General features: G+C 61.1%; 16 protein-coding genes. 9 read left to right on the top strand and 7 right to left on the bottom strand.

The genetic code is table 11. The features are described from left to right. Positions 1 to 77 precede the first annotated feature (77 nt). The 3 genes from kdpC (at position 78) to MWL89_RS14390 (ending at position 4,297) form a co-directional block, all read left to right on the top strand. Positions 78 to 707, top strand: a complete 630-nt coding sequence (gene kdpC / locus MWL89_RS14400; protein WP_244386948.1) for a K(+)-transporting ATPase subunit C — start codon at positions 78 to 80, stop codon at positions 705 to 707. A gap of 72 nt (positions 708 to 779) precedes the next feature. Next, positions 780 to 3,572, top strand: a complete 2,793-nt coding sequence (locus MWL89_RS14395; protein WP_244386947.1) for a sensor histidine kinase — start codon at positions 780 to 782, stop codon at positions 3,570 to 3,572. 17 nt (positions 3,573 to 3,589) lie between these two features. Beyond that, positions 3,590 to 4,297 (top strand): response regulator, encoded by a 708-nt coding sequence (locus MWL89_RS14390; protein ID WP_102380023.1) that lies wholly within the window; start codon positions 3,590 to 3,592, stop codon positions 4,295 to 4,297. A gap of 20 nt (positions 4,298 to 4,317) precedes the next feature. On the opposite strand, the gene MWL89_RS14385 is transcribed toward MWL89_RS14390, so the two are convergent. The 3 genes from MWL89_RS14385 to MWL89_RS14375 form a co-directional block, all read right to left on the bottom strand. Continuing rightward, complete coding sequence (locus MWL89_RS14385) at positions 4,318 to 5,733, bottom strand: MFS transporter (RefSeq protein ID WP_219724322.1); 1,416 nt, start codon at positions 5,731 to 5,733, stop codon at positions 4,318 to 4,320. Positions 5,734 to 5,860: 127 nt separating this feature from the next. Further along, positions 5,861 to 6,328, bottom strand: a complete 468-nt coding sequence (locus MWL89_RS14380) for a zinc ribbon domain-containing protein (protein ID WP_102380022.1) — start codon at positions 6,326 to 6,328, stop codon at positions 5,861 to 5,863. A 251-nt stretch (positions 6,329 to 6,579) separates the two neighbouring features. Then, the gene (locus MWL89_RS14375; RefSeq protein WP_102380021.1) at positions 6,580 to 7,344 is read right to left on the bottom strand and encodes a class I SAM-dependent methyltransferase; all 765 of its coding nucleotides are present in this window, start codon (positions 7,342 to 7,344) and stop codon (positions 6,580 to 6,582) included. Between the two features lie 964 nt (positions 7,345 to 8,308). On the opposite strand from MWL89_RS14375, the gene MWL89_RS14370 reads away from it, so the two are divergent. Further along, on the top strand, positions 8,309 to 10,399 hold the full coding sequence (locus MWL89_RS14370; protein WP_102380020.1) for a glutamine synthetase III family protein: 2,091 nt from the start codon (positions 8,309 to 8,311) through the stop codon (positions 10,397 to 10,399). A 160-nt stretch (positions 10,400 to 10,559) separates the two neighbouring features. Here the strand turns inward: MWL89_RS14370 and MWL89_RS14365 are convergent, their stop codons facing one another. Both MWL89_RS14365 and MWL89_RS14360 read right to left on the bottom strand, forming a co-directional pair. Next, entirely contained in the window at positions 10,560 to 10,946 is a 387-nt protein-coding gene (locus MWL89_RS14365) for a DMT family transporter (protein WP_244386945.1), read from the bottom strand. Continuing rightward, positions 10,943 to 11,260 (bottom strand): DMT family transporter, encoded by a 318-nt coding sequence (locus MWL89_RS14360; RefSeq protein WP_244386942.1) that lies wholly within the window; start codon positions 11,258 to 11,260, stop codon positions 10,943 to 10,945. Before MWL89_RS14360 ends, MWL89_RS14365 begins: the two co-directional genes overlap by 4 nt. Before the next feature lie 192 nt (positions 11,261 to 11,452). On the opposite strand from MWL89_RS14360, the gene MWL89_RS14355 reads away from it, so the two are divergent. After that, positions 11,453 to 12,310 carry a MerR family transcriptional regulator gene (locus MWL89_RS14355; protein WP_244386941.1) on the top strand — a complete coding sequence of 286 codons (858 nt, stop codon included), beginning with the start codon at positions 11,453 to 11,455 and terminating at the stop codon, positions 12,308 to 12,310. A gap of 39 nt (positions 12,311 to 12,349) precedes the next feature. Here the strand turns inward: MWL89_RS14355 and MWL89_RS14350 are convergent, their stop codons facing one another. Continuing rightward, on the bottom strand, positions 12,350 to 13,675 hold the full coding sequence (locus tag MWL89_RS14350; protein ID WP_244386940.1) for a sensor histidine kinase: 1,326 nt from the start codon (positions 13,673 to 13,675) through the stop codon (positions 12,350 to 12,352). A 5-nt stretch (positions 13,676 to 13,680) separates the two neighbouring features. Next, positions 13,681 to 14,400 (bottom strand): response regulator transcription factor, encoded by a 720-nt coding sequence (locus MWL89_RS14345; RefSeq protein WP_244386939.1) that lies wholly within the window; start codon positions 14,398 to 14,400, stop codon positions 13,681 to 13,683. Positions 14,401 to 14,655: 255 nt separating this feature from the next. Here MWL89_RS14345 and MWL89_RS14340 point away from each other — a divergent pair, with 255 nt between their 5' ends. From MWL89_RS14340 to MWL89_RS14325, 4 genes are all read left to right on the top strand, one after another. Beyond that, positions 14,656 to 15,573, top strand: a complete 918-nt coding sequence (locus MWL89_RS14340) for a polyphosphate polymerase domain-containing protein (RefSeq protein ID WP_102380015.1) — start codon at positions 14,656 to 14,658, stop codon at positions 15,571 to 15,573. After that, a complete protein-coding gene (locus MWL89_RS14335) occupies positions 15,566 to 16,261 on the top strand; it encodes a DUF4956 domain-containing protein (protein WP_244386938.1) in 696 nt (231 codons plus the stop codon). Before MWL89_RS14340 ends, MWL89_RS14335 begins: the two co-directional genes overlap by 8 nt. A gap of 2 nt (positions 16,262 to 16,263) precedes the next feature. Further along, complete coding sequence (locus tag MWL89_RS14330; RefSeq protein WP_244386937.1) at positions 16,264 to 18,363, top strand: carbohydrate-binding domain-containing protein; 2,100 nt, start codon at positions 16,264 to 16,266, stop codon at positions 18,361 to 18,363. 521 nt (positions 18,364 to 18,884) lie between these two features. Next, complete coding sequence (locus tag MWL89_RS14325; protein WP_102380013.1) at positions 18,885 to 19,295, top strand: MarR family winged helix-turn-helix transcriptional regulator; 411 nt, start codon at positions 18,885 to 18,887, stop codon at positions 19,293 to 19,295. The last annotated feature ends 5 nt before the right edge of the window (positions 19,296 to 19,300 follow it).

Genomic DNA, 19,300 nt, shown 5'->3' with positions numbered 1-19,300 from the left:
CGTGCGGTCGGATGGACGGGCGCCGCACGGATACGACGGATATGCGATTGCGATCGAATGCGAAAGGAAGCGCGATCATGAAAGACTACAGCATAGGAAAAACGATCGGAAGGACTGTCGGGTTCTTCGTGATCATGAGTGTGATTTGCGGCGTTTTGTATACGGGCGTGTGCTTGGGGATAGGGCAGCTTATCTTCCCCTATCAGGCGAACGGCAGCATCATCGAGGTTGACGCCGATGGCGACGGCGTGAACGACAGCCGTTACTGCATGCTGCTCGGCCAGCAGTTCGAGGACGACGATCATCTGTGGGGCCGTCCGACGAACTACAACCTGTCTACGTTCACCGACGACGAGGGCAACCCGATCGCCTGGGCGGGTGCTTCTAACCTGACGCCCGCGGGCGAAGAGTTCGAGCAACTCGTAGCCGAGCGCGTCGAGAAAATCCGCGAGGCGCATCCCGAGAAGGGCGATGAGCCCATCCCGAGCGACCTCGTGACGGTTTCGGGCAGCGGACTTGATCCCGACATTTCGCCGGCGGCGGCCGAGTATCAGGTGGAGCGCCTTGCGAAGAACACGGGCAAGAGCGCTTCCGAGATCCGCGAGATCATCGAAGCGTGCACCGAGCAGCCGACGCTCGGCGTGCTCGGCGACGCTCGCGTGAACGTACTGAAGGTGAACCTCATGCTCGACGGGGTGCTATCATAGGCAAAGCGCGGATGGGCGCGCCGTTTCGTGCGGCGCGCCGCCGTGCTCTGAGGTGAAGCGAGGACATGGTTTATGGTTGACGACAGTGCCTTTGAGATACGGCGCGATCCCGATGCGATTCTGCGCCAGATCAAAGAGGCCGAGCGCAGCGACGAGCCGGGGCGCGGCAAACTCAAGATATTCTTCGGCTACGCGGCAGGCGTCGGGAAGACCTACGCGATGCTCGAAGACGCCCATGGATACAAAGAGAAGGGGTTCGATGTGGTTGCCGGCTATATCGAGCCCCATACGCGTGCCGACACCACGGCGTTGCTCGACGGGCTCGAGCAGCTTGAACGCCGCACGATCGAGCATCGCGGCATCGCCCTGCGGGAGTTCGACCTCGATGCGGCGCTCAAGCGCAAGCCGCAGATCCTGCTTGTGGACGAGCTCGCGCACACGAACGCTCCCGGTAGCCGGCATCGGAAGCGCTATCAGGACATCGAGGAGCTCCTGCGAGCGGGCATCAACGTGTTCACCACCGTGAACGTCCAGCATCTCGAGGGATTGAACGACAAGATCTCGGCCATCACGCAGGTTCGCGTTGCCGAGCGCATTCCCGATTCGGTGTTCGATCGAGCCGATTCGGTCGAGCTTATCGATATCGAGCCCGATGACTTGATCGAGCGGCTCAACGCGGGAAAGGTGTACGTCCCCGATCGCAGTTGGGTAGCACTTTCGAACTTTTTCACGAAGAAAAACCTTGCAGCGCTGCGCGAGATTGCGCTCAGGCGCATGGCCGACCGCATGACGCGCTCACCCGATGCGAACGGAACCGCCTGCCGCGTCGAAGCGGGGGAGGATGTGCTTGTCTACGTAACGCCCGACGCGGGCAACGTGAAGGTGATTCGCGCTGCGGCAAATATGGCCGAGGCGTTTCACGGGGCGCTCACGGCCCTCGTCATCGAGTCGTCGGAAAGCAAGAAGCTCGATGTCGAAGATCGGCAGCGGCTGCGCTCGAATATCGATCTTGCAGAGGAGCTCGGGGCGCATGTCGTGACGATGCACGGCGACGATGTTGCGGTGCTCATCTCCCAATACTCCATGACCGCAGGTATCACGCAGCTGGTGCTCGGCAGCAATTCAAGCGGCAAGGGTCTGTTCAGCTCGAAGGAAAACCTTGTAAACCGGCTGACGCACCTGTCGTACGGCGCGGTTATCAACGTGGTTCCGGTGAAGGATCTACCCGCTCAGTTCAGCCGGTTCCGGCCGGCGACCGGGTTCAAGCTTACGTCGGGCGATGTGCTCAAGGCGCTTTTGGCGGTTGCGCTCGCTACGGCCATCGGGTTGGCGGTGCACGAGCTCGGGTTGGCCTCGTCGGTCATCCTCATGGGCTACATGTTCGTGATCCTGCTGATTGCGACGCGCGCCGACGGATTCTTCTACTCGCTTATCGCAGCGCTCGGCAGCGTGCTCGCGTACAACTTCTTCTTCACGGTGCCGCGTTTCACGTTCGATGCGTACGGGATCAACTATCCGTTCATCTTCGTGTTCCTCATGGTCTCGACGCTGGTTGCCTCATCGCTGACGGTACGGATGAAGCGGCAATCGGAAGCCACTGCGCGACGCGCCTACCGCACGGAAGTGCTGCTCGAAAGCACCCGCGAGCTTCAGGCGTCGACGTCGATCGAAGCGTGCTTCGCCACGGCCGCCAAGCAGATCATGAAGATACTCGATCGTCCGGTGGTCATGTACAAGGCGGGGTCCGAAAGCCGCCTCTCGAAACCCGTGGTGTACGACGTACCCGGCAGCGGGGGAGGCGATGCGCAATCGGCGGAGCTCGTTTCGCCTTACGAAGTTGCCGTGGCCTCATGGGTTGCCGCGAACAACGAGCGGGCAGGCGCTACGACGAGCACGCTGGCCGAGGCGCGGTGTCTGTATCTGCCCATCCGGTCGAAGGGTGCGGTGTTCGGAGTGGCCGGTCTTGTGATGGAGGAAGATAGCGAGGACTTCGGATCATTCGAAAAGAACCTGCTCATCGCTTTACTCGACGAGTGCGGACAGGCATGCGAGCAGATCGATTCGGCGCGCGAGCGCCACGAAATGCGTACGAAGGCCGAAAAGGAAGAGCTCAGGTCGAACCTTCTGCGGATGATCTCGCACGATCTGCGCACGCCGCTTACGAGCATCTCGGGCGATGCCGATATGCTGCTTTCCGAGGGCGCGCGCTTGAGCGAGGCGCAGAAACAGCGCATGTACGAAGACATCTACGAAGATTCGAGCTGGCTCATCAGCTTGGTAGAGAACCTGCTTTCGGTAACGCGCATCGACGATGGGAGCATAGAGCTCAACATGCAGCCCGAAATCGTCGGGGATATCGTGCGCGAAGCGGTGTCGCATACCAATCGCAAGGGCGCCGCCCACGACATCCGCGTCGATGTTCCCGACGAGCTGCTCATGGTGAAGGCGGACGCGCGCTTGATCATGCAGGTCATCATCAATCTGGTGAACAATGCCATCTCGTATACGCCGCCGGGTTCGCGTATCGAGGTATCGGCCCATCGCGAGAAAACCGAAACGGGGCATGCGGTGCGCATTGCGGTGGCCGACAACGGCTCAGGCGTGCCCGATGCCGATAAAGAGCGCATATTCGGTATGTTCTTCACCGGTTCGATGGCGGGTTCGCTCAAGGAGGGCGGCGATGCTCATCGGAGCATGGGGCTTGGTCTGGCGCTCTGCCGCTCGATCGTGCGCGTGCATGGCGACGATCTGACGATTTCCGATGCCGAGCCTCACGGCAGCGTGTTTTCGTTTATGCTACCCGAAGCAACCATGGACGGGTTGGGCCATGGCGGCGGCTTATCGGATTCAGAACACGAAGATTAGGCAGGAAGGATAGGTAGATGGGCGAAAGCGCGCGAACGATTCTCATCGTCGAAGACGATGCGGCTATCCGCAATCTGGTAGCGACCACGCTCGAGGTGCACGGGTATCGCCATCGAGAGGCCTCCTGCGGCAAGCGGGCGCTGCTCGAGCTCACTTCGTCGACGGGGATCGACTTGGTGATCCTCGATCTGGGACTGCCCGACATGGACGGCGTCGACATCATCCGCTCGGTTCGCGGCTGGTCCCGTATGCCGATCATCGTGCTGTCGGCGCGCATCGAGGACGCCGACAAGGTCGAGGCGCTCGACGCGGGTGCCGACGACTACCTCGTGAAGCCGTTTTCGGTCGAAGAGCTGCTCGCGCGCTTGCGCGTTGCCCTGCGCCGACTCGACGCCGGCGCTTCGACCGAGGAGGAAGCGGTGTACGAGAACGGCGATCTGCGCATCGACTACCGTGCGGGAAGCGCAACGTGCCGTGGTGAGGAGATCCACCTCACGCCGATCGAGTACAAGCTTCTGTGTCTGCTTGCCCGCAATACCGGCAAGGTGCTCACGCATACCTACATTCTTCGGGAGGTGTGGGGTACGGCCTTTACCTCCGATATCCCCTCGTTGCGCGTGTTCATGGCAACGTTGCGCAAGAAGATCGAGCCCGATCCCTCGCATCCGATCTACATCCAGACGCACGTCGGCATCGGGTACCGCATGATGCGGGTGGGAGATTAAGCTGCCGGATCGCCCATCGCCTAACGGTGCGGCTCCCTCGCTTCGCGCGGAAACGCGAGCCGTGCGACCACGAGCGACAGCACGATGCAGACGATCACGCACCAGATGGTCGTGGTGAAGCCGAACGTGTCGTTGACGGCGCCCCAGACGATCGTGGCGATGCCGACGCCTACATCGGTGGCGAGCAGGTACAGCGCGTTGGCGGCGCCCCATCTCTCGGCAGGTGTGTTCTTGACCGCGACCGATTGGCAGATCGGCATGCTCACGCCGAGGCAGATGCCGTAGAAGAAGCCCGCTGCGTAGTAGAACGCCCCGTTCGCCTCGGATGCAAGCAATAGCAGGTATGCGATCACGCCGCATGCTACGGCTGCGGCGAATACCTTGAGAGGTGCGATGCGGTCCATATATGTGTCCGATTTCAGGCGTACGGCGATCATGCTGACAGCCGATACGGTGAAGAACAGCCCCGCGTTTCCGATGCCGAGCGACGTTCCGTACAAGCCGATGAAGAAGATGCCGAATCCGAACGCCGGGCTGAGCACGACCATCGGCAGTGCGCCCGGAAGTGCGCGCGCCTCGAATGTGCGACGGATGCCCGTTGGTTCGGGATCCTCCTCGGCCATGGTCGCCGCACCGCCCACGGTCTGCCCGTTTGCTGCAGCAGGTTCGCCCCCAGACGGCGCGTTTCCCGTTGCGTTCGCGATACGGTCGGAGTTCGCGGTGCTCGCCTGTGCTTGTGCACCCGCGGCCCCGGCATCGGGGGAAGCCGCGCTGTTTTTTCGATCGGCGTCCTTCGCCTCCGCGCGCATGCGGTACACGGAAGTTTCAGGGAGGGTTTGGGGATTGCGCTCGTAGCGGCAGAAAAGGGACAGGACGAGCACGGCAAGCGAGATGCCCGTGAGGCCGAAGTACAGGTTGTCGGGGGCATCCGTTGCCACGAGGAGCAGGGCGAGAGCGGGCCCGATCGACATGGCAAGTGCTTGGCCGAGTCCGTAGTAGCCGATGCCCTCGCCGAGTCGGGAATAGGGCAGCACGTCGGCTGCCGCCGTTGCGGCGGCCGTGGTGACCGCGGAAAATCCGATGCCTTGCAGGAAGCGGTACACGACGAACGCGAGGGGGTCGTTGAACACGACGGGTCCCGCTGTTCCCGCAACGAGGAACAGCGCTCCGATCGTCAAAGCGAACGCGCGTCCCCTCGAATCGATCACCGGGCCGCAGATGAATCGGGTGATAGCTGCGGCGACCGAGAAGACGGCGGCGAGCATTCCCGAATAGGTGGCAGTGCCTCCCATGCGATCGATGTAAACCGACGTTCCGGCATTGAGGCCCTGTCCGGTGACGAAGCAGCCGAGCGCCAGTCCGACGATCAGGATGAAGACAGGCGTCCAGAGCTTCGGCTGCGGTTTCCGGCTCGATTGTTCGGTTGGGGTATCCATGCTTCCATCATACCCGTTACGCAGCGTATTTGATCATCCCGAAGGAATGAAATGTCTGCAAGTCGGTAGACGAAGCGATTTTAGAGGTTTTGAAGCGATGTGGGAGTCCGCGGTCGCCGCATTGCGGTCAGTCCTTTTTCCACCGCTTCAGCGTGGCGAGATGCATGCCCAGAATGGCCCTTGCCTCGTCCTCCGAGTAATGCGAACCGTTTTCGGCGTTGAACTCGTCCAAGTACCGCAAATTCTCCTCGATCATCTCTTCCATGGTGCGGTTGTTGGTGAAGCCGCCGTTCTGGTAGCAATGCGAGCAGAACTCGCCGCTGACGCCGCCGTCGGGTTCCGTTCCCAGGTCTTCGGCCTCCCGAAGCGACATCGCGCAGCTTTGGCAGATCGCGGTCTCCTCGCCGCCGAGCAGTTCGTTGATCGAGACGTTGAACTCCTTCGAGATGAGCTTGAGCGATTCGGGGTTGGGCGTTGTCTTCCCGTTCTCCCAGCGCGAAACCGCCTGGCGCGTAACCAGCAGCCGGTCGGCCATCTCGTCCTGGGTGAGACCGTTTTTGCTGCGCAGATCCGCGAGCACCGTTTTCATTTCCATAATCGCGCCTCCTCGGCTCGGTTTCCCTGTTGTCTGTGGATGATGAGCCCAGTATAGAGTTGTTCGGGCACGCAGGCTAGCAACTGCGTGTTGCTCTTGCAGGTTCGCCGCACCCGTGTGCGCGCAAAGGTGCGGGCTCCGAGAGCTAACGGCACGATATCGGACTAGCCTCGGGTTTCCCCACGCACGCGCAAAGGTGCGGTGCCGTGCGGTGCCGCACCCGGAAGTTCGAGAGGGCGGCGTTGATGCCGCTACTTGACCGCCGTATGGACGGCGGCGATGCCGCCGGTGAAGTTCTTCCAGCTCACATTGTGGAACCCGGCGTCCTCGAGCATGGCGGCGTACGATTTCTGGTCGGGGAACGCTTTGATCGACCTGCTGAGATAGACGAACCCCTCTTTGTCGCCCGTGATAATCCCCCCCCAGAACGGGATCATGTGCTTGAGGTAGAAATTGTACAGTGCACGCCATATCGGGTTGGGCGGCGTGGAGAACTCGAGGCATACGAGGGTGCCGCCTGGTTTGAGCACGCGGATGATTTCGCTCAAGGCCCGCCCGCGGTCGGGCATGTTGCGGATGCCGTATGCCATCGTGACGATGTCGTAGCTGTTGTCGGGGTAGGGGATGTTCTGCGCGTCGACCACGTCGAAATCGATGGGAACCCCGCACCCGGCGCCCTCGTCGTAGTGGGTTTTGGCGACTTCGAGCATTTCCGGTACGAGATCGGTGATCTGGATATGCGCCGGATGAGCAGAGCAGGCAATGGTGAACGAGACGTCTCCCGTACCCCCGGCGATATCGAGTATGCTGCTCTTCTCGGTGATCGGGGCGAGTTCGATCATGCCCTTGAGCCAGCTTTTGTAGGCGCCGAAACTCGAGATGGCGTTGAACCGCTCGTATTTTTTTGCGATCGCCGAGAAAATCTCGTAGACGCGTTGCGAGGATATTTCCGCGGGCGCTTCCTTGCCGGTGGCGGTGTCGATGGTGCATGATGCAGATGCTTCTTCGCTAGACATGGGATCCTTCCGGCATGTGCCGTCTCGATTGCATTTACTGCAAATGATAACCGAAGAACCAAATTTTTAAAGCACGGCGGGCTGCCGATGTCCTCAGCGGTTACGACGCTTTTGCCCCGACTCCCGGGCTCCGCCGTCGCGAATCGGGGTTCAGCCGCCTAGCAAGAACCAACGTGCGCCGGGTTCGGGCTTCGAGACGCTCGGCTGTTATCGAGCGCCCATGGGAGCGAATAGGTTCTCGCTTGCCGGCTGGCGAGGGCCGCCGCGCACGTTGTCGGAGAAGGGCGCCATGCATGTCGTCGGCGTGCGAAGGCCGCCGTGCATGTTGTCGGCGAAGACTGCCGTGCAGGTCGTCGGCGTGCGAAGACTGCCGTGCAGGTTTTTCATCGTTGTGTTGCGTTTGGGGGCACCTCAAGGATTGCCCTTCCGTCTGTCTTCACAGTAATGCCTGATCAGAGGTTTACAGTGAACCTCAATTTGAAACGGATCCGCTCAGCGGGGTGGATAGCGACCCGTACGACGGCCCAAAGTGCAACACAACGATGAAAAACCCGTATCGCACAGCGCATCCGCCGTTAAATCAATGTCGACATGCGCCCGTTCGGGACTCCGGAGCGTCAGGTCGCGTTCGGGACTCCGGAGCGCCAGGTCGCCATCAGGCGCTACGCGAGGGCGCATCAATCCTGGTTTAGCAGCGGGGCAGCTCGTTGCCAGCAAGCGGCGGGTGCCGATTTTGCCGGATCGGGGGCTTTCCCGGAAGCGATCGAGATTGCTTCCGGGAAATCAAGAGTTCTCGGCTCTGAAAACTATCCGAAACATTGCGCCGATAGTTTGATAACAGCAAGTTAATCGTGTGTATTGATGCGGCCTCGTGATATTGTATCGGTCAGTACCTGATGAGACCGTTGCTTGGCATCGCACACGGCGTCTGCGAAAAGGCAACAGGTGAGGAGTGTTAACGAACATGGCGAAGGTTACCGATATTTACGGCAGCATGGTCTTCAACGATGTGACGATGCAGGAGCGTCTTCCCTCGACGACGTACAAGACCCTGGCAAAGACCATTGAAGAAGGTAAGCCCCTCGACGAAGAATGCGCCAACGACGTCGCGCACGCAATGAAGGAATGGGCCATCGAACACGGTGCGACGCACTACACGCACTGGTTTCAGCCCCTATCCGGTATCACCTCCGAAAAGCACGACAGCTTCCTCGATCCTACGGGCGACGGCCGCGCCATCATGAAGTTCTCCGGCAAGGAGCTCATCCAGGGCGAACCCGATGCATCGAGTTTCCCCTCGGGCGGCCTGCGAGCCACCTTCGAGGCTCGCGGCTATACCGCATGGGATCCCACGAGCTACGCGTTCATCAAGGACGAGGTGCTCTGCATCCCCACGGCGTTCTGCAGCTACACCGGCGAGGCGCTCGACAAGAAGACGCCGCTTCTGCGCTCGATGAGCGCAATCGAGGAGCAGGCGAAACGGGTGCTCGCGCTGTTCGGCGAGCCCGAGCGCCACGTGGTCACCACGGTCGGCTCCGAGCAGGAGTACTTCCTCATCTCCGAGAAAGACTACGAGCAGCGTCAGGATCTCGCCCTCACCGGCCGCACGCTCTTCGGCGCACCGCCCTGCAAGGGCCAGGAGCTCGAGGAGCACTACTTCGGCGCCATTCGCCCGTCGGTCAACGAGTTCATGAAGGAACTCGACGACGAGCTGTGGGCGCTCGGCGTTCCGGCCAAGACCAAGCACAACGAGGTGGCGCCTGCGCAGCACGAGCTCGCGCCCGTATTCACCAATGCGAACCGCGCCATCGACGAGAACCTGCTCACGATGGAGAAGATGCGCCTTCTGGCCTCGCACTACGGCCTTGTGTGCCTGCAGCACGAGAAGCCGTTCGAGGGCATCAACGGCTCGGGCAAGCACAACAACTGGTCCATTTCGGCGGGCAAGACAAACCTGCTCGACCCGGGCGATACGCCCATGGACAACCTGCGTTTCCTCGTGTTCCTCACCGGCGTCATCCAGGCGGTCGACGACTACCAGGAGCTTTTGCGCATGTCGGTCGCATCGGCCGGTAACGATCATCGCCTCGGCGCGAATGAGGCCCCGCCCGCCATCATCTCGATCTTTTTGGGCGACGAGCTCGGCGAGATCGTCGATGCGCTCGTCGACGGCCACGAGTACACGAACGCCGACAAGGTCGCCATGGATCTGGGCGTGGCGGTGCTGCCGAACTTCCTCAAGGACAATACCGACCGCAACCGCACGAGCCCGTTCGCGTTCACCGGCAACAAGTTCGAATTCCGCATGCCGGGTTCTGCTGTGAACCTTTCCGACGCGAACATGATCCTCAACACCGCCATGGCGAAGAGCTTGAAGGAATTCGCCGACGAGATGGAAGGCAAACAAGGTGCGGAGTTCGAGGCGGCTGCGATCGCCTACATCAAGAGGACGCTGACCGATCACCAGCGCATCATCTTCAACGGCAACGGCTATTCCGACGAGTGGCCGATCGAGGCAGAGAGGCGCGGGCTTGCAAACCACCGCACGACCGCCGACGCGCTGCCGTGCTACATAGACCAGAAGAGCATCGACCTGTTCGAGGAGTTCGGCGTGCTCAACGAGGCGGAGGTCCGCAGCCGCTACGAGGTCAAGCTCGAGAAGTACAACAAGCTTCTGAACATCGAGATCCGCGTCATGAAGCGCATGGCGCGTCGCACGTATCTGCCCGCCATCAACGAGTACCTCGGCGAGCTGGCCAGTACGGTGAACGCCGTCAAGGCAGCGGTGCCGGGTGCCGATACCACCCAGCAGGAGGAAGTGCTGAACAAGCTTCTGACCGGCGTTTCGAAGGCGAACGAGGCGCTCAAGGCGCTCGATGCGCTGCATAAGGAAATTGCGGCGCTCGATGACGAGCAGGAGAAGGCGAACCGTTACGCGCACGAGGGCATCCCCGCCATGGAGGCCCTGCGCACGGAGATCGACCTGCTTGAGAAGATCACCGATCGCGATCACTGGCCGGTGCCCACGTACAACGATATTCTGTTCTACGTGTAGGAGCTGCGGCGATCGGGCATTGCTCTGACCGAGTGCGTGCTATGGTCGGCGCACGGGCGCATGCACCCGTTTAGGGGCAACGGCGGCTGCGGAGTTTTCCGCAGCCGTTTTTTCATGGGCGTCCGGCTTCGGGCGGCTGCGGCTATGCGAAGGGCTCTGCCTAGATTCGAACCTCGGCGGCAGATGCGCCTGCCGCTTTGCCAGCCCGCTTTTCCTCGATGTCCTGCGTACCCCTGTTGAGAAGGTAGATTCCGCCAACGACCAGCGCGATGCCCGCGCAGGTGGTCCAGCCGAACGGATCGCCCCAGGCGGCAATGCCGATGGCTGCGGTGGCTACGGTGCCCACGCCGCCCCAGATGCCGTATGCCAAGCCGAGCGGCAGCTTCTTGAGCACAATCGTGAAGATGCTGAACGCGACAACGTATGCGGCGATGGTGGCTGCGGTGAACAGCGGATCGGAAAACCCGTGCGAAAGCTTCATGGCGGTCGTACCGCATACCTCGGCTGTGATGGAGATGGATAGCAGGATAAACGGGTTCATGGTCATACTCCGATCTTCAGGAACACCACGCCGACGATGATGGCCGCAATGCCGATCGCCTTCTTCGCGTTGAAGCCCTCATCCCAGACGATGGCTCCGATGATGGCTGTGAGCGCTACGCCGGCGCCTGTCCAGACGGCATAGACGAACCCGAGGGGAAGCTCGTTCAGCGTTTGCGCCATCAGGTAGAATGCGATCAGGTAGCCGATGGCGATACCGATGATGGGCACCTTTTTCTCGAAGCCGTTCGACAGCTTCATCATCGCTTCCGCAAACACCTCAGAAACGATGGCAGCTGCGAGCAGCAGGTATGCGCTCATAAGGGTCCTTTCTGTGCAGTTGCTCGGGGCGAAACAGGCCCGGCGGTTGTCGCATGCCCGCTTGTTCGCTTGTTTGTCCGCTGTGAAAGGGTAAACTATCCCATTATGGGAGAGTCAACGGTTTTCTACGTAAGATCGTCTGTTCATCAAACCGTCAAACGCAGTTACCTACCTGGATGCGAGGAGCCGGATATGCGCAACGAGCTGCTATCGATCGGCGAGGTTTCGAAGATGAAGAACGTCGGCGTGAAATCGCTGCGGTACTATGAGCGATTGGGCATCTTGCCTCCCGCTTTCGTGGATCCCCAGAGCGGGTACCGCTACTACTCGATGAACCAGATGGTCGATATCGATGTGATAACCACGTGCATCAGCCTCGGCATCCCGCTCAAAGAGCTTACCGATTACCTGCATCCGCACAGCGTGCTCGATATCGAACCGCTGCTCGAACGAGGACGGGGCATCGCGGTGCAGCGCCTTCGCGCGGCGCAGGCCGCCCTCATGCAGATCGACGAAGGCCTTGAGCAGATCAAGGTGCAAAACGAGCTAAAACGCGAAGCGGGTCCCTATTGCCGCGAACTCGACGAAAAGCTTGCGCTCATGCTCCCGTGGGAAGGCGAGGCGTTCGATGCGAAGCGCTATGTTGCGGCGATCACCTCGCTGTACGGCCAGCTCGACGGACTTGGTTTGGTGCCGCTTTTCGTCCAGGGCATGGCCCGGTTTCCCGATGGCGCCCATGCGGGATGGAACGTCGTCGTCGAAGTGTGCGAGGGGGAGGCGCTTTGCGGGGCGGGTGGGTATGCGGGAAGCGCAAAACCGCGTAAGAGCGAGCGGCTTGCCGATTGCAGCGTGTTCGAAAACGGTGCGGTGCTCGGCGTTATCCCCGGGGGAATGTTCACGGGAAGCCGCATCGTCGAAGACGGGTTCACGGGGTGCTTCGAAACCGCATGCGCTCAGGTTGGCGAAGCGCGCGTGACTTTGGCGCTGGAGGTCTGGGACGCTGAAACGCATGTCGAATCGTATGTGGTCGAACTGCTCGAGCGAGACTGAATCGCGCGTTTTCCTGGGCGGAAGAGCAGCCCTACCGGCCTACCGGCCATCGGGCGAGACGAGCGCTTTCGCATCCCAGGTTACGGTGAACGTCGTGCCTTTCTCCTCGGTGCTGCGGGCCGCTATGGCGCCGCCGTGCTCTTCGGCGACGCTGCGGGCGATCGCAAGGCCGAGCCCGTAGCCGCCGTCGCTGCGCATCCGCGCTTTGTCGGCGCGGTAGAAGCGGTCGAAGATGCGGGGGATGTCCTCGGGCGGAATGACGGCGCCCGAATTCGATACGGATAGTTCGACGTGGCGTTCGGTGCGGGCGAGCGCCACGTCGACGCGCCCGTGCTCGCCCGCGTACTTGTAGGCGTTGTCCAGAAGCGTGCTCACCAGACGTTCGAGCCGCAAGGCATTGCCGTCGATCCAGATGCTCTCTTCGACCGTCGATGAAACCTCGATCTCGTGCTCGAACGCGAGCGACTCGAATTGGAGCAGATTGCGCTCGACGATGTCGCTCAGATCGACGGGGGAGAACGCGTACTCGCGCTTCGGGGCGTCGGAGCTCGCAAGAAACAGCATGTCGCCCACGAGCTTCTGCATGCTCTCGGTTTCGGTTTCGATGGCCTCCACCCATTGGCTTTGGCTCGCGACGGTTTTCTCGGGATGCTTGAGCAGGATGGAGGTGTTTGCAAGCATCACGGTGAGCGGGGTTTTCAGCTCATGGGACGCATCGGCAACGAACTGCTGCTGCTTTCGCCATGATTCCTCGACGGGGCGCAGCGCCCACCTCGAAAAGAGCAGGCTGATCGCAAAGAACACGAGCAGCGCGCCGATGCCCACGGCTGCAAGCGTTAAAGCGAGCGTTTGCCATTCCGAAGCGGAGCTCATGTCGGCGAATGCCACGAACGTGCCGTTGTCGTTGGTGCGCTTCATGTAGTAGAGGCCGAGCGAATCGAGCTGGCCCGATCCGTCCTGTGCGGCGGCAACCTGCTCGGATGCCTGCGCAAGCACCTCGTCGGTCATCGAGGCCGTCGTCGCGTCGGAAACCGCCGCGAGCGTTTTATCGGAAGCGATCTCGTAGACTGCTACGGGGATGAACCGCCTGCCTTCCCCTTTGCCGCCGATCTCGAAGTGCTTTCCGCCTTCCGGATCGTCGGTGGGGACGTTCGCCTGCTCGCCGCCGTCAGGGGAATTCGTTGTGGGGGGCAGTTCTTTTTTCGGCATGGTGTCGTGGTCGATCGCCGAATCGAGCGCTGCGTACACATCGCCTACCGCCTGCTGGTAGTTGATGACGCAGATGGTCGAGAACACGGCGAGCAGGACGACGGCCACCATCGCCATGATGATCGCCACGAACTTGATGCGGAGCTTTCTCATCATGGCGTCTACGAGACGGCCCTCGCTTTGCTATCGTCGCTTGAGCCGTTGGCGCCGACCTCGGCGGTCAAGCGGTATCCGGCCTTTCGCAGCGTTTCGATTGAGGCGGACGAGCCGAGGAATTTAAGCTTCTTGCGTAAAAACGATATGTAGGCCTCGACGTTGTTGTCTTCGGCGCTCGATTCGATGCCCCACACTTTGGAGATGAGGGTTTCCTTCGATATGACCTGGTTCGGATTGAGCATGAGGATCTTGCAGATCGAAAACTCCTTCAATCCCAGGTGGATCGTCTTCTTTTTGCAGGCGAGGTCGAAGCTTTCGAGATTGAGGGCGATGTCGGCGAATTCGACGGTTTCGAAAACCACTTCGCCTTGGCGGCGGGTGAGCGCGCGGAGGTGGGCGAGCAGCTCGGCAGGCGAGAACGGCTTGGTCATGTAATCGTCGGCTCCGCTGTCGAGCCCGGTGATCTTCTCGGGGATGGCATCGCGGGCGGTGAGCATGAGGACGGGGGTGGTCACCTTGCGGCGCCTGAGCTCTGCCACGACGTCGAATCCGTTCATTTTCGGCAGCATCACGTCGAGGATGACGATGTCGTAGATGCTGCTTTCTCCCCATTCGAGGCCCGTTGCCCCGTCGTGCACGAGATCGACCCCGTAGCCGTTCTCCTCGAGGATGTGGCCGAGGGCGGCCGCAAGGCGCATATCGTCTTCGACGACGAGTATCTGCATGATGCGGCGCTCCTTTCCTTTTGAGCCGCCCCCGCTTCGTTTCGCAAGCGGGCGACGGGCTGCCGATGCGTTGCATCCATTGTACCCGCTTGGCTGAAATTGCCCTGAAACTGCATCGGTTCCGTGAACGCCGGCGGGCTGCGTAAGCGTTTCAGGGCGATTTAAGGAACGACCCGTAGCATACTGCATCATCGAAGTCCTGCATGCGGTTAACAACCCGCACAGGGGTTTCGGGCACGGGAAAGGAACAACGCCATGAGTACCTATGCAGACGTATTTGCGCGAAAGGAAATGAAGTACCGCTTGAGTCCCGAGCAGTACCGTTTCCTGCGCGCTGCAGTCGAAGAACGCCTCGAACCTTCCGAATTCGGTTTTTCGCAGGTGAGCAGCCTCTATTTCGACACGCCCGATTTTAGGCTCATCGAGCGCTCGCTCGACAAGCCGCTGTACAAAGAGAAGCTCCGCCTGCGCATATACGGCGCGGCGACCGATGATGCCCAGGCTTTCATCGAGATAAAGAAGAAGTTCGAAGGCATCGTGTTCAAACGGCGCGTCTCGATGACGCTCGCGGCGGCGCAGGCATATCTTGCGGGCGAGCCCTATGAAGGCGCTTGCGCCAAAGCCCCCCTCGCCGATCCGCTTGCCGCCGAACAGTCTCTTTCTCTCCGCAGCATCCAGATCGCCGCCGAAATCGACTTTTTCAGGGAGCGGTACGGACGCTTGGCCCCCTCGATGCTCGTCGTATGCGACCGCAGCGCGTTTGCCGACCCCTTGGGCGGCGAGCTGCGCATCACGTTCGATGCTGATATTGCGGCCGATTCCCAGGCGAAAGCCATTCACCGCACCGATCGCCTCGAGCCGCTTACGGATCCCGGCGAGGTGATCATGGAGATCAAGAACGCAGGGCCCTTGCCGCAGTGGCTCGTCGATGACCTAAGCGCGGCGCGCGCGTATCCCCAACCGTTTTCCAAATACGGCACGGCTTATCTCTCGCTGCTACGGGAACAGCCGCTGCATACGCAGGCGGACGCGGTCGTCCCGGCGGCGTCTTTCGCCGGTACGCGCCGCGGGCGCAACGAAAACGACACGGCGGTTCGTGCGCGGCATGCGGGTGAAGAAGCGCTTCGCGGGCGCCATGTTCGGGTAAACGAAAGGAAGAGAACCTATGCTTGATTCAATGTTCACGTCGGTGTTCGGAACGAGCGAATCGTTGGTTGCCAGCGTTTCGTCTGCCGATTTTTTGCTTTGCTGCCTTGTGTCGTTGGCGCTCGGCTGCGCCATCGCGCTCATCTACATGTTCAAGCACAACTACTCGAAGAACTTCGTGGTTACGTTGGCGCTTCTGCCCCTCATCGTGCAGATGGTCATCACGCTTGTCAACGGCAACCTCGGTGCGGGAATCGCGGTTATGGGCGTGTTCAACCTCGTGCGGTTCCGTTCGATTCCCGGCAGCGCCAAAGATATCGGCAGCGTGTTTCTCGCCATGGCCATCGGGCTCGCCACGGGTATGGGTTTTCTCTGGCTTGCGGCCGTGTTCACCGTTATCGTCGGCATCGCCAACGTGGTCTACGTTGTCTCGCCTTTCGGCAAGAAGAAGGAGCCGGGAAAATCGCTCAAGATCACGATCCCCGAAGATCTCGATTACACGGGTCTGTTCGACGATGTGTTCGAGCGCTACACGTCCGCGCACGAGCTCGTTGAAGTGCAGACCACCAACATGGGCAGCCTCTTTCAGCTTGAATACGAGATTCAGTTGAAAGGGCCCGAGTTCGAGAAGGGCATGATCGACGAGATGCGCTACCGCAACGGGAACCTCAAGATTACCTGCGGCCGGATGGCCGCTGCAAGGGATGTGCTGTAACTATGAGCCACACTATCGAAGAAGCACGAGAAGCGAAAACCGCCTGCGATCATCGCGGTTTGCCTATGCGAAAAACCATCGGATGCTTCGTCCTTTCGGTCGGGCTTGCGGCGGCGCTCTGCCTGCCTGCCTGTTCGACGCCTGCCGAACCTGCCGAATCGACTGGCGAATCGGCAACCGCCCCGATCGACGTCGCCTCAACCGACTCCTCGACGGCAAGCGGGGAAATCGTATCGTCCTCAAACGTTGCGGGCATGGACTTCGAATACACCGACCGCGATCAGGATGCGAGCTACGACGAAGCATCGGCGACGCGCATCGCGCTGTCGCAGGCGGGATCGGCCGTCGAAGGTTCGGGGGCGGCATCGGACGGGTCGACGGTAACCGTAACGGACGAGGGCACCTATATCGTTTCGGGCGAGCTTGCCGACGGGCAGCTCGTGGTAGAAGCCGCCGATACCGCCAAGGTTCAAATCGTGCTTGACGGCGCGACCATTCACAACGAGGACGGCCCGGCAATCTACATCAAGCAAGCTGACAAGTGCTTCATCACGTTGGCAGACGGATCGCAGAACACGCTCAGCGACGGGGCGCAGTACGCGCTCGACGAGGGTTCCGACGAACCATATGCGACGCTGTTCAGCAAGGATGATCTTACGATCAACGGAACGGGCACGCTTGACGTGACGAGCTCGTATCGGCATGCGATCTGCTCGAAGGACGATCTTGTCATCACGGGCGGCACCTACAACGTGGACGCGGCCGAGGACGGTCTGCGCGGCCGCGATTGCGTGAAGATCCTCGACGGGGCGTTCACTGTGAACGCGCAAGCCGATTGCATCAAGTCGAACAAGGATACCGACGATGTGCGCGGCTTTGTGAGCATCGACGGCGGGACGTTCGATCTTACGGCAGGCGATGACGGCATCCAAGCGGTCACCTACCTGCGCGTTACCGGCGGAACGATCGTCATCGACGCTGCGGACGATGCGATGCATAGCGATCTCGATGCGCTCATTGCGGGGGGCGATATAACGATCAACGCGGGCGACGATGCGGTGCATGCGGAAACGTCGCTCACGATCGACGGCGGCACCATCGATATCTTGAGCTGCTACGAAGGCTATGAAGCCGAGAAGCTCGTCATCAACGACGGTACGACCCACATCGTGGCAAGCGATGACGCCATCAACGCCGCAGCGGCTGAAACGCCTGCCGACAAAGCCCTAGCCGAAGAGGGCGGAACCGCAACGACCGAAGATGCTGCGGCGGCCGATACGGCAGATGCGGGCGCAGCGGGGTCGATGGAGCCGCCGACCGGCGGTACGGCCCCCGACGGCGAAAGCGCTTCCGTCGGCGAAGTGCCGAGCGCGCCCGACGGCGGGGATTTTTCAGGCAGCGAGGCTCCGGCAGGCGATAGGGTCCCCGGCTCATCAGATCAGTCGAGCGAGGGGGATAGCGAACGCATGCAGAACGGCGGCGCACCCGACAACGCTTTTGCCGAGGGAGGTGCGACCATGGGCGATGAGAATTGCCTCATCCAGATCAACGGCGGCTACACCGTGCTCGAGGCCGACGGCGACGGCGTGGATTCGAACGGCAACGTCGAGATCGCGGGAGGCGTGCTGCTCGTGACGGGGCCGACAAGCAGCGGCGACGGAGCATTCGACTACGACCTCTCGGCCACTATCACGGGCGGCACCGTGCTTATGGTCGGTTCGACCGGTATGGCGCAGAACTTTACGGGCGGCGAGCAGCCCTTTTCGTTCAATACCGTAAGCGGCAACGCCGGTGAGACGGTTGCCGTAACCGACGAGTCGGGGGCCGTACTCGTGTCCTACACCCCGGCCAAGCAGTTCGGCATGGTGCTTGCCAGCTCGCCTGCGTTCGAGGAGGGCGGCAGTTACCGGTTGGTCGTCGGCGGCGCGCTCACCGATGCGAACGGCGACGGATACGCCGATTCGGGTACGGTTTCCGGCGGCTCATCGACGTCGATAACCGCTTCGGCTACGGCAACGGGCGGTATGGGGGGTCTCGGCATGGGCGGGGGAGGGATGGCTGCCGGAACTCCCGGCGATGTGCGGCGCGGTATGCGCGGCTGAGATCGAGCCGGTGGTCGTCGGCCTCGGGAACCCTTCCCCGATCGATAGGTGCGCCCGCATCCGCGCGGGCGCATGCGCGTTTGAGTGCGATCCGCTTCGCAGCGCTGTCCAAGAAAATATGTAAAGTATTTCCTAAATCTGAGAAATATAGTATCCTGCATAAATAATAGGGAATCTAGTACATGAATGCGAAAAGGCAGCATATGAGGCAAACGATAGCGAACAAACGTATGACTCGGGGGGGGGTAGATTTTCATCGCCTCCTCAGCCTCCGGGCGACAACGGGCTTTTCTGCGGCGCGAGGCGGGTTGGGCGACGAACGGGCATCCGTTTGTCTGCGATGGCGACCCGCACGCCATCATCGTTAACGCACGCGTTTCGATCGTGCAGGCGACTCGATAAAGCATCGGCGTCGATAACGGGGACGGCTCCGCTTGCGGAGCCGTCCCCGCTTGCCGTTTCACTGGCGAGCAGACGCGTGCGTTGCACCCTTGCATCGAACCGGGCGAGTGGGGGGCGCCATGCATGAAGCTATGAAGGCCTGCCTCGACATCAAGAAGGAAACCGATACGCTCCTTCGATCCGAATACGGGCAGCTGACGGCGCGGCAGTACCTCATTCTTGCTGCGATTTCCGAACACGGGGAGTCCGCCAGTCTGACCGAGGTTGCTCGGGACAATCGGCTTTCTACCCAAGCGGCCCGAACGTTCGTCAACAGGCTCGAGGAGCGGGGCTATCTTACCGTCGTGGGGTCTCAGACGGGCGATAAGCGAAAGATCGTCATTCGCCTTACCGAAGCGGGCGAGGGGATCGTAAGCGCGTGTCCCGAAAGCCATCTCGATATCGATCACAAGCTGGTTCGGGAGCAGCTCAACGCGGTTATGGCCAATGCCGATCGCTTTTTCGAAGCATGGGCGTGCTCCTCTCGGTGATGCAT

Source organism: Raoultibacter timonensis (assembly GCF_022845715.1).
In the GTDB taxonomy this organism is placed as follows: domain Bacteria; phylum Actinomycetota; class Coriobacteriia; order Coriobacteriales; family Eggerthellaceae; genus Raoultibacter; species Raoultibacter timonensis.
This window is presented reverse-complemented; position numbering and strand designations above follow the sequence as displayed.

What these genes read in the sequence shown, in the direction of transcription:
- MWL89_RS14335 (WP_244386938.1), top strand. Translation starts at nt 15,566, where the DNA reads ATGCTTGATTCAATGTTCACGTCGGTGTTCGGAACGAGCGAATCGTTG.
- MWL89_RS14340 (WP_102380015.1), top strand. Translation starts at nt 14,656, where the DNA reads ATGAGTACCTATGCAGACGTATTTGCGCGAAAGGAAATGAAGTACCGC.
- MWL89_RS14395 (WP_244386947.1), top strand. Translation starts at nt 780, where the DNA reads ATGGTTGACGACAGTGCCTTTGAGATACGGCGCGATCCCGATGCGATT.
- kdpC (WP_244386948.1), top strand. Translation starts at nt 78, where the DNA reads ATGAAAGACTACAGCATAGGAAAAACGATCGGAAGGACTGTCGGGTTC.
- MWL89_RS14325 (WP_102380013.1), top strand. Translation starts at nt 18,885, where the DNA reads ATGCATGAAGCTATGAAGGCCTGCCTCGACATCAAGAAGGAAACCGAT.
- MWL89_RS14355 (WP_244386941.1), top strand. Translation starts at nt 11,453, where the DNA reads ATGCGCAACGAGCTGCTATCGATCGGCGAGGTTTCGAAGATGAAGAAC.
- MWL89_RS14390 (WP_102380023.1), top strand. Translation starts at nt 3,590, where the DNA reads ATGGGCGAAAGCGCGCGAACGATTCTCATCGTCGAAGACGATGCGGCT.
- MWL89_RS14375 (WP_102380021.1), bottom strand. Translation starts at nt 7,344, where the DNA reads ATGTCTAGCGAAGAAGCATCTGCATCATGCACCATCGACACCGCCACC.
- MWL89_RS14330 (WP_244386937.1), top strand. Translation starts at nt 16,264, where the DNA reads ATGAGCCACACTATCGAAGAAGCACGAGAAGCGAAAACCGCCTGCGAT.
- MWL89_RS14350 (WP_244386940.1), bottom strand. Translation starts at nt 13,675, where the DNA reads ATGATGAGAAAGCTCCGCATCAAGTTCGTGGCGATCATCATGGCGATG.
- MWL89_RS14360 (WP_244386942.1), bottom strand. Translation starts at nt 11,260, where the DNA reads ATGAGCGCATACCTGCTGCTCGCAGCTGCCATCGTTTCTGAGGTGTTT.
- MWL89_RS14370 (WP_102380020.1), top strand. Translation starts at nt 8,309, where the DNA reads ATGGCGAAGGTTACCGATATTTACGGCAGCATGGTCTTCAACGATGTG.
- MWL89_RS14385 (WP_219724322.1), bottom strand. Translation starts at nt 5,733, where the DNA reads ATGGATACCCCAACCGAACAATCGAGCCGGAAACCGCAGCCGAAGCTC.
- MWL89_RS14345 (WP_244386939.1), bottom strand. Translation starts at nt 14,400, where the DNA reads ATGCAGATACTCGTCGTCGAAGACGATATGCGCCTTGCGGCCGCCCTC.
- MWL89_RS14365 (WP_244386945.1), bottom strand. Translation starts at nt 10,946, where the DNA reads ATGACCATGAACCCGTTTATCCTGCTATCCATCTCCATCACAGCCGAG.
- MWL89_RS14380 (WP_102380022.1), bottom strand. Translation starts at nt 6,328, where the DNA reads ATGGAAATGAAAACGGTGCTCGCGGATCTGCGCAGCAAAAACGGTCTC.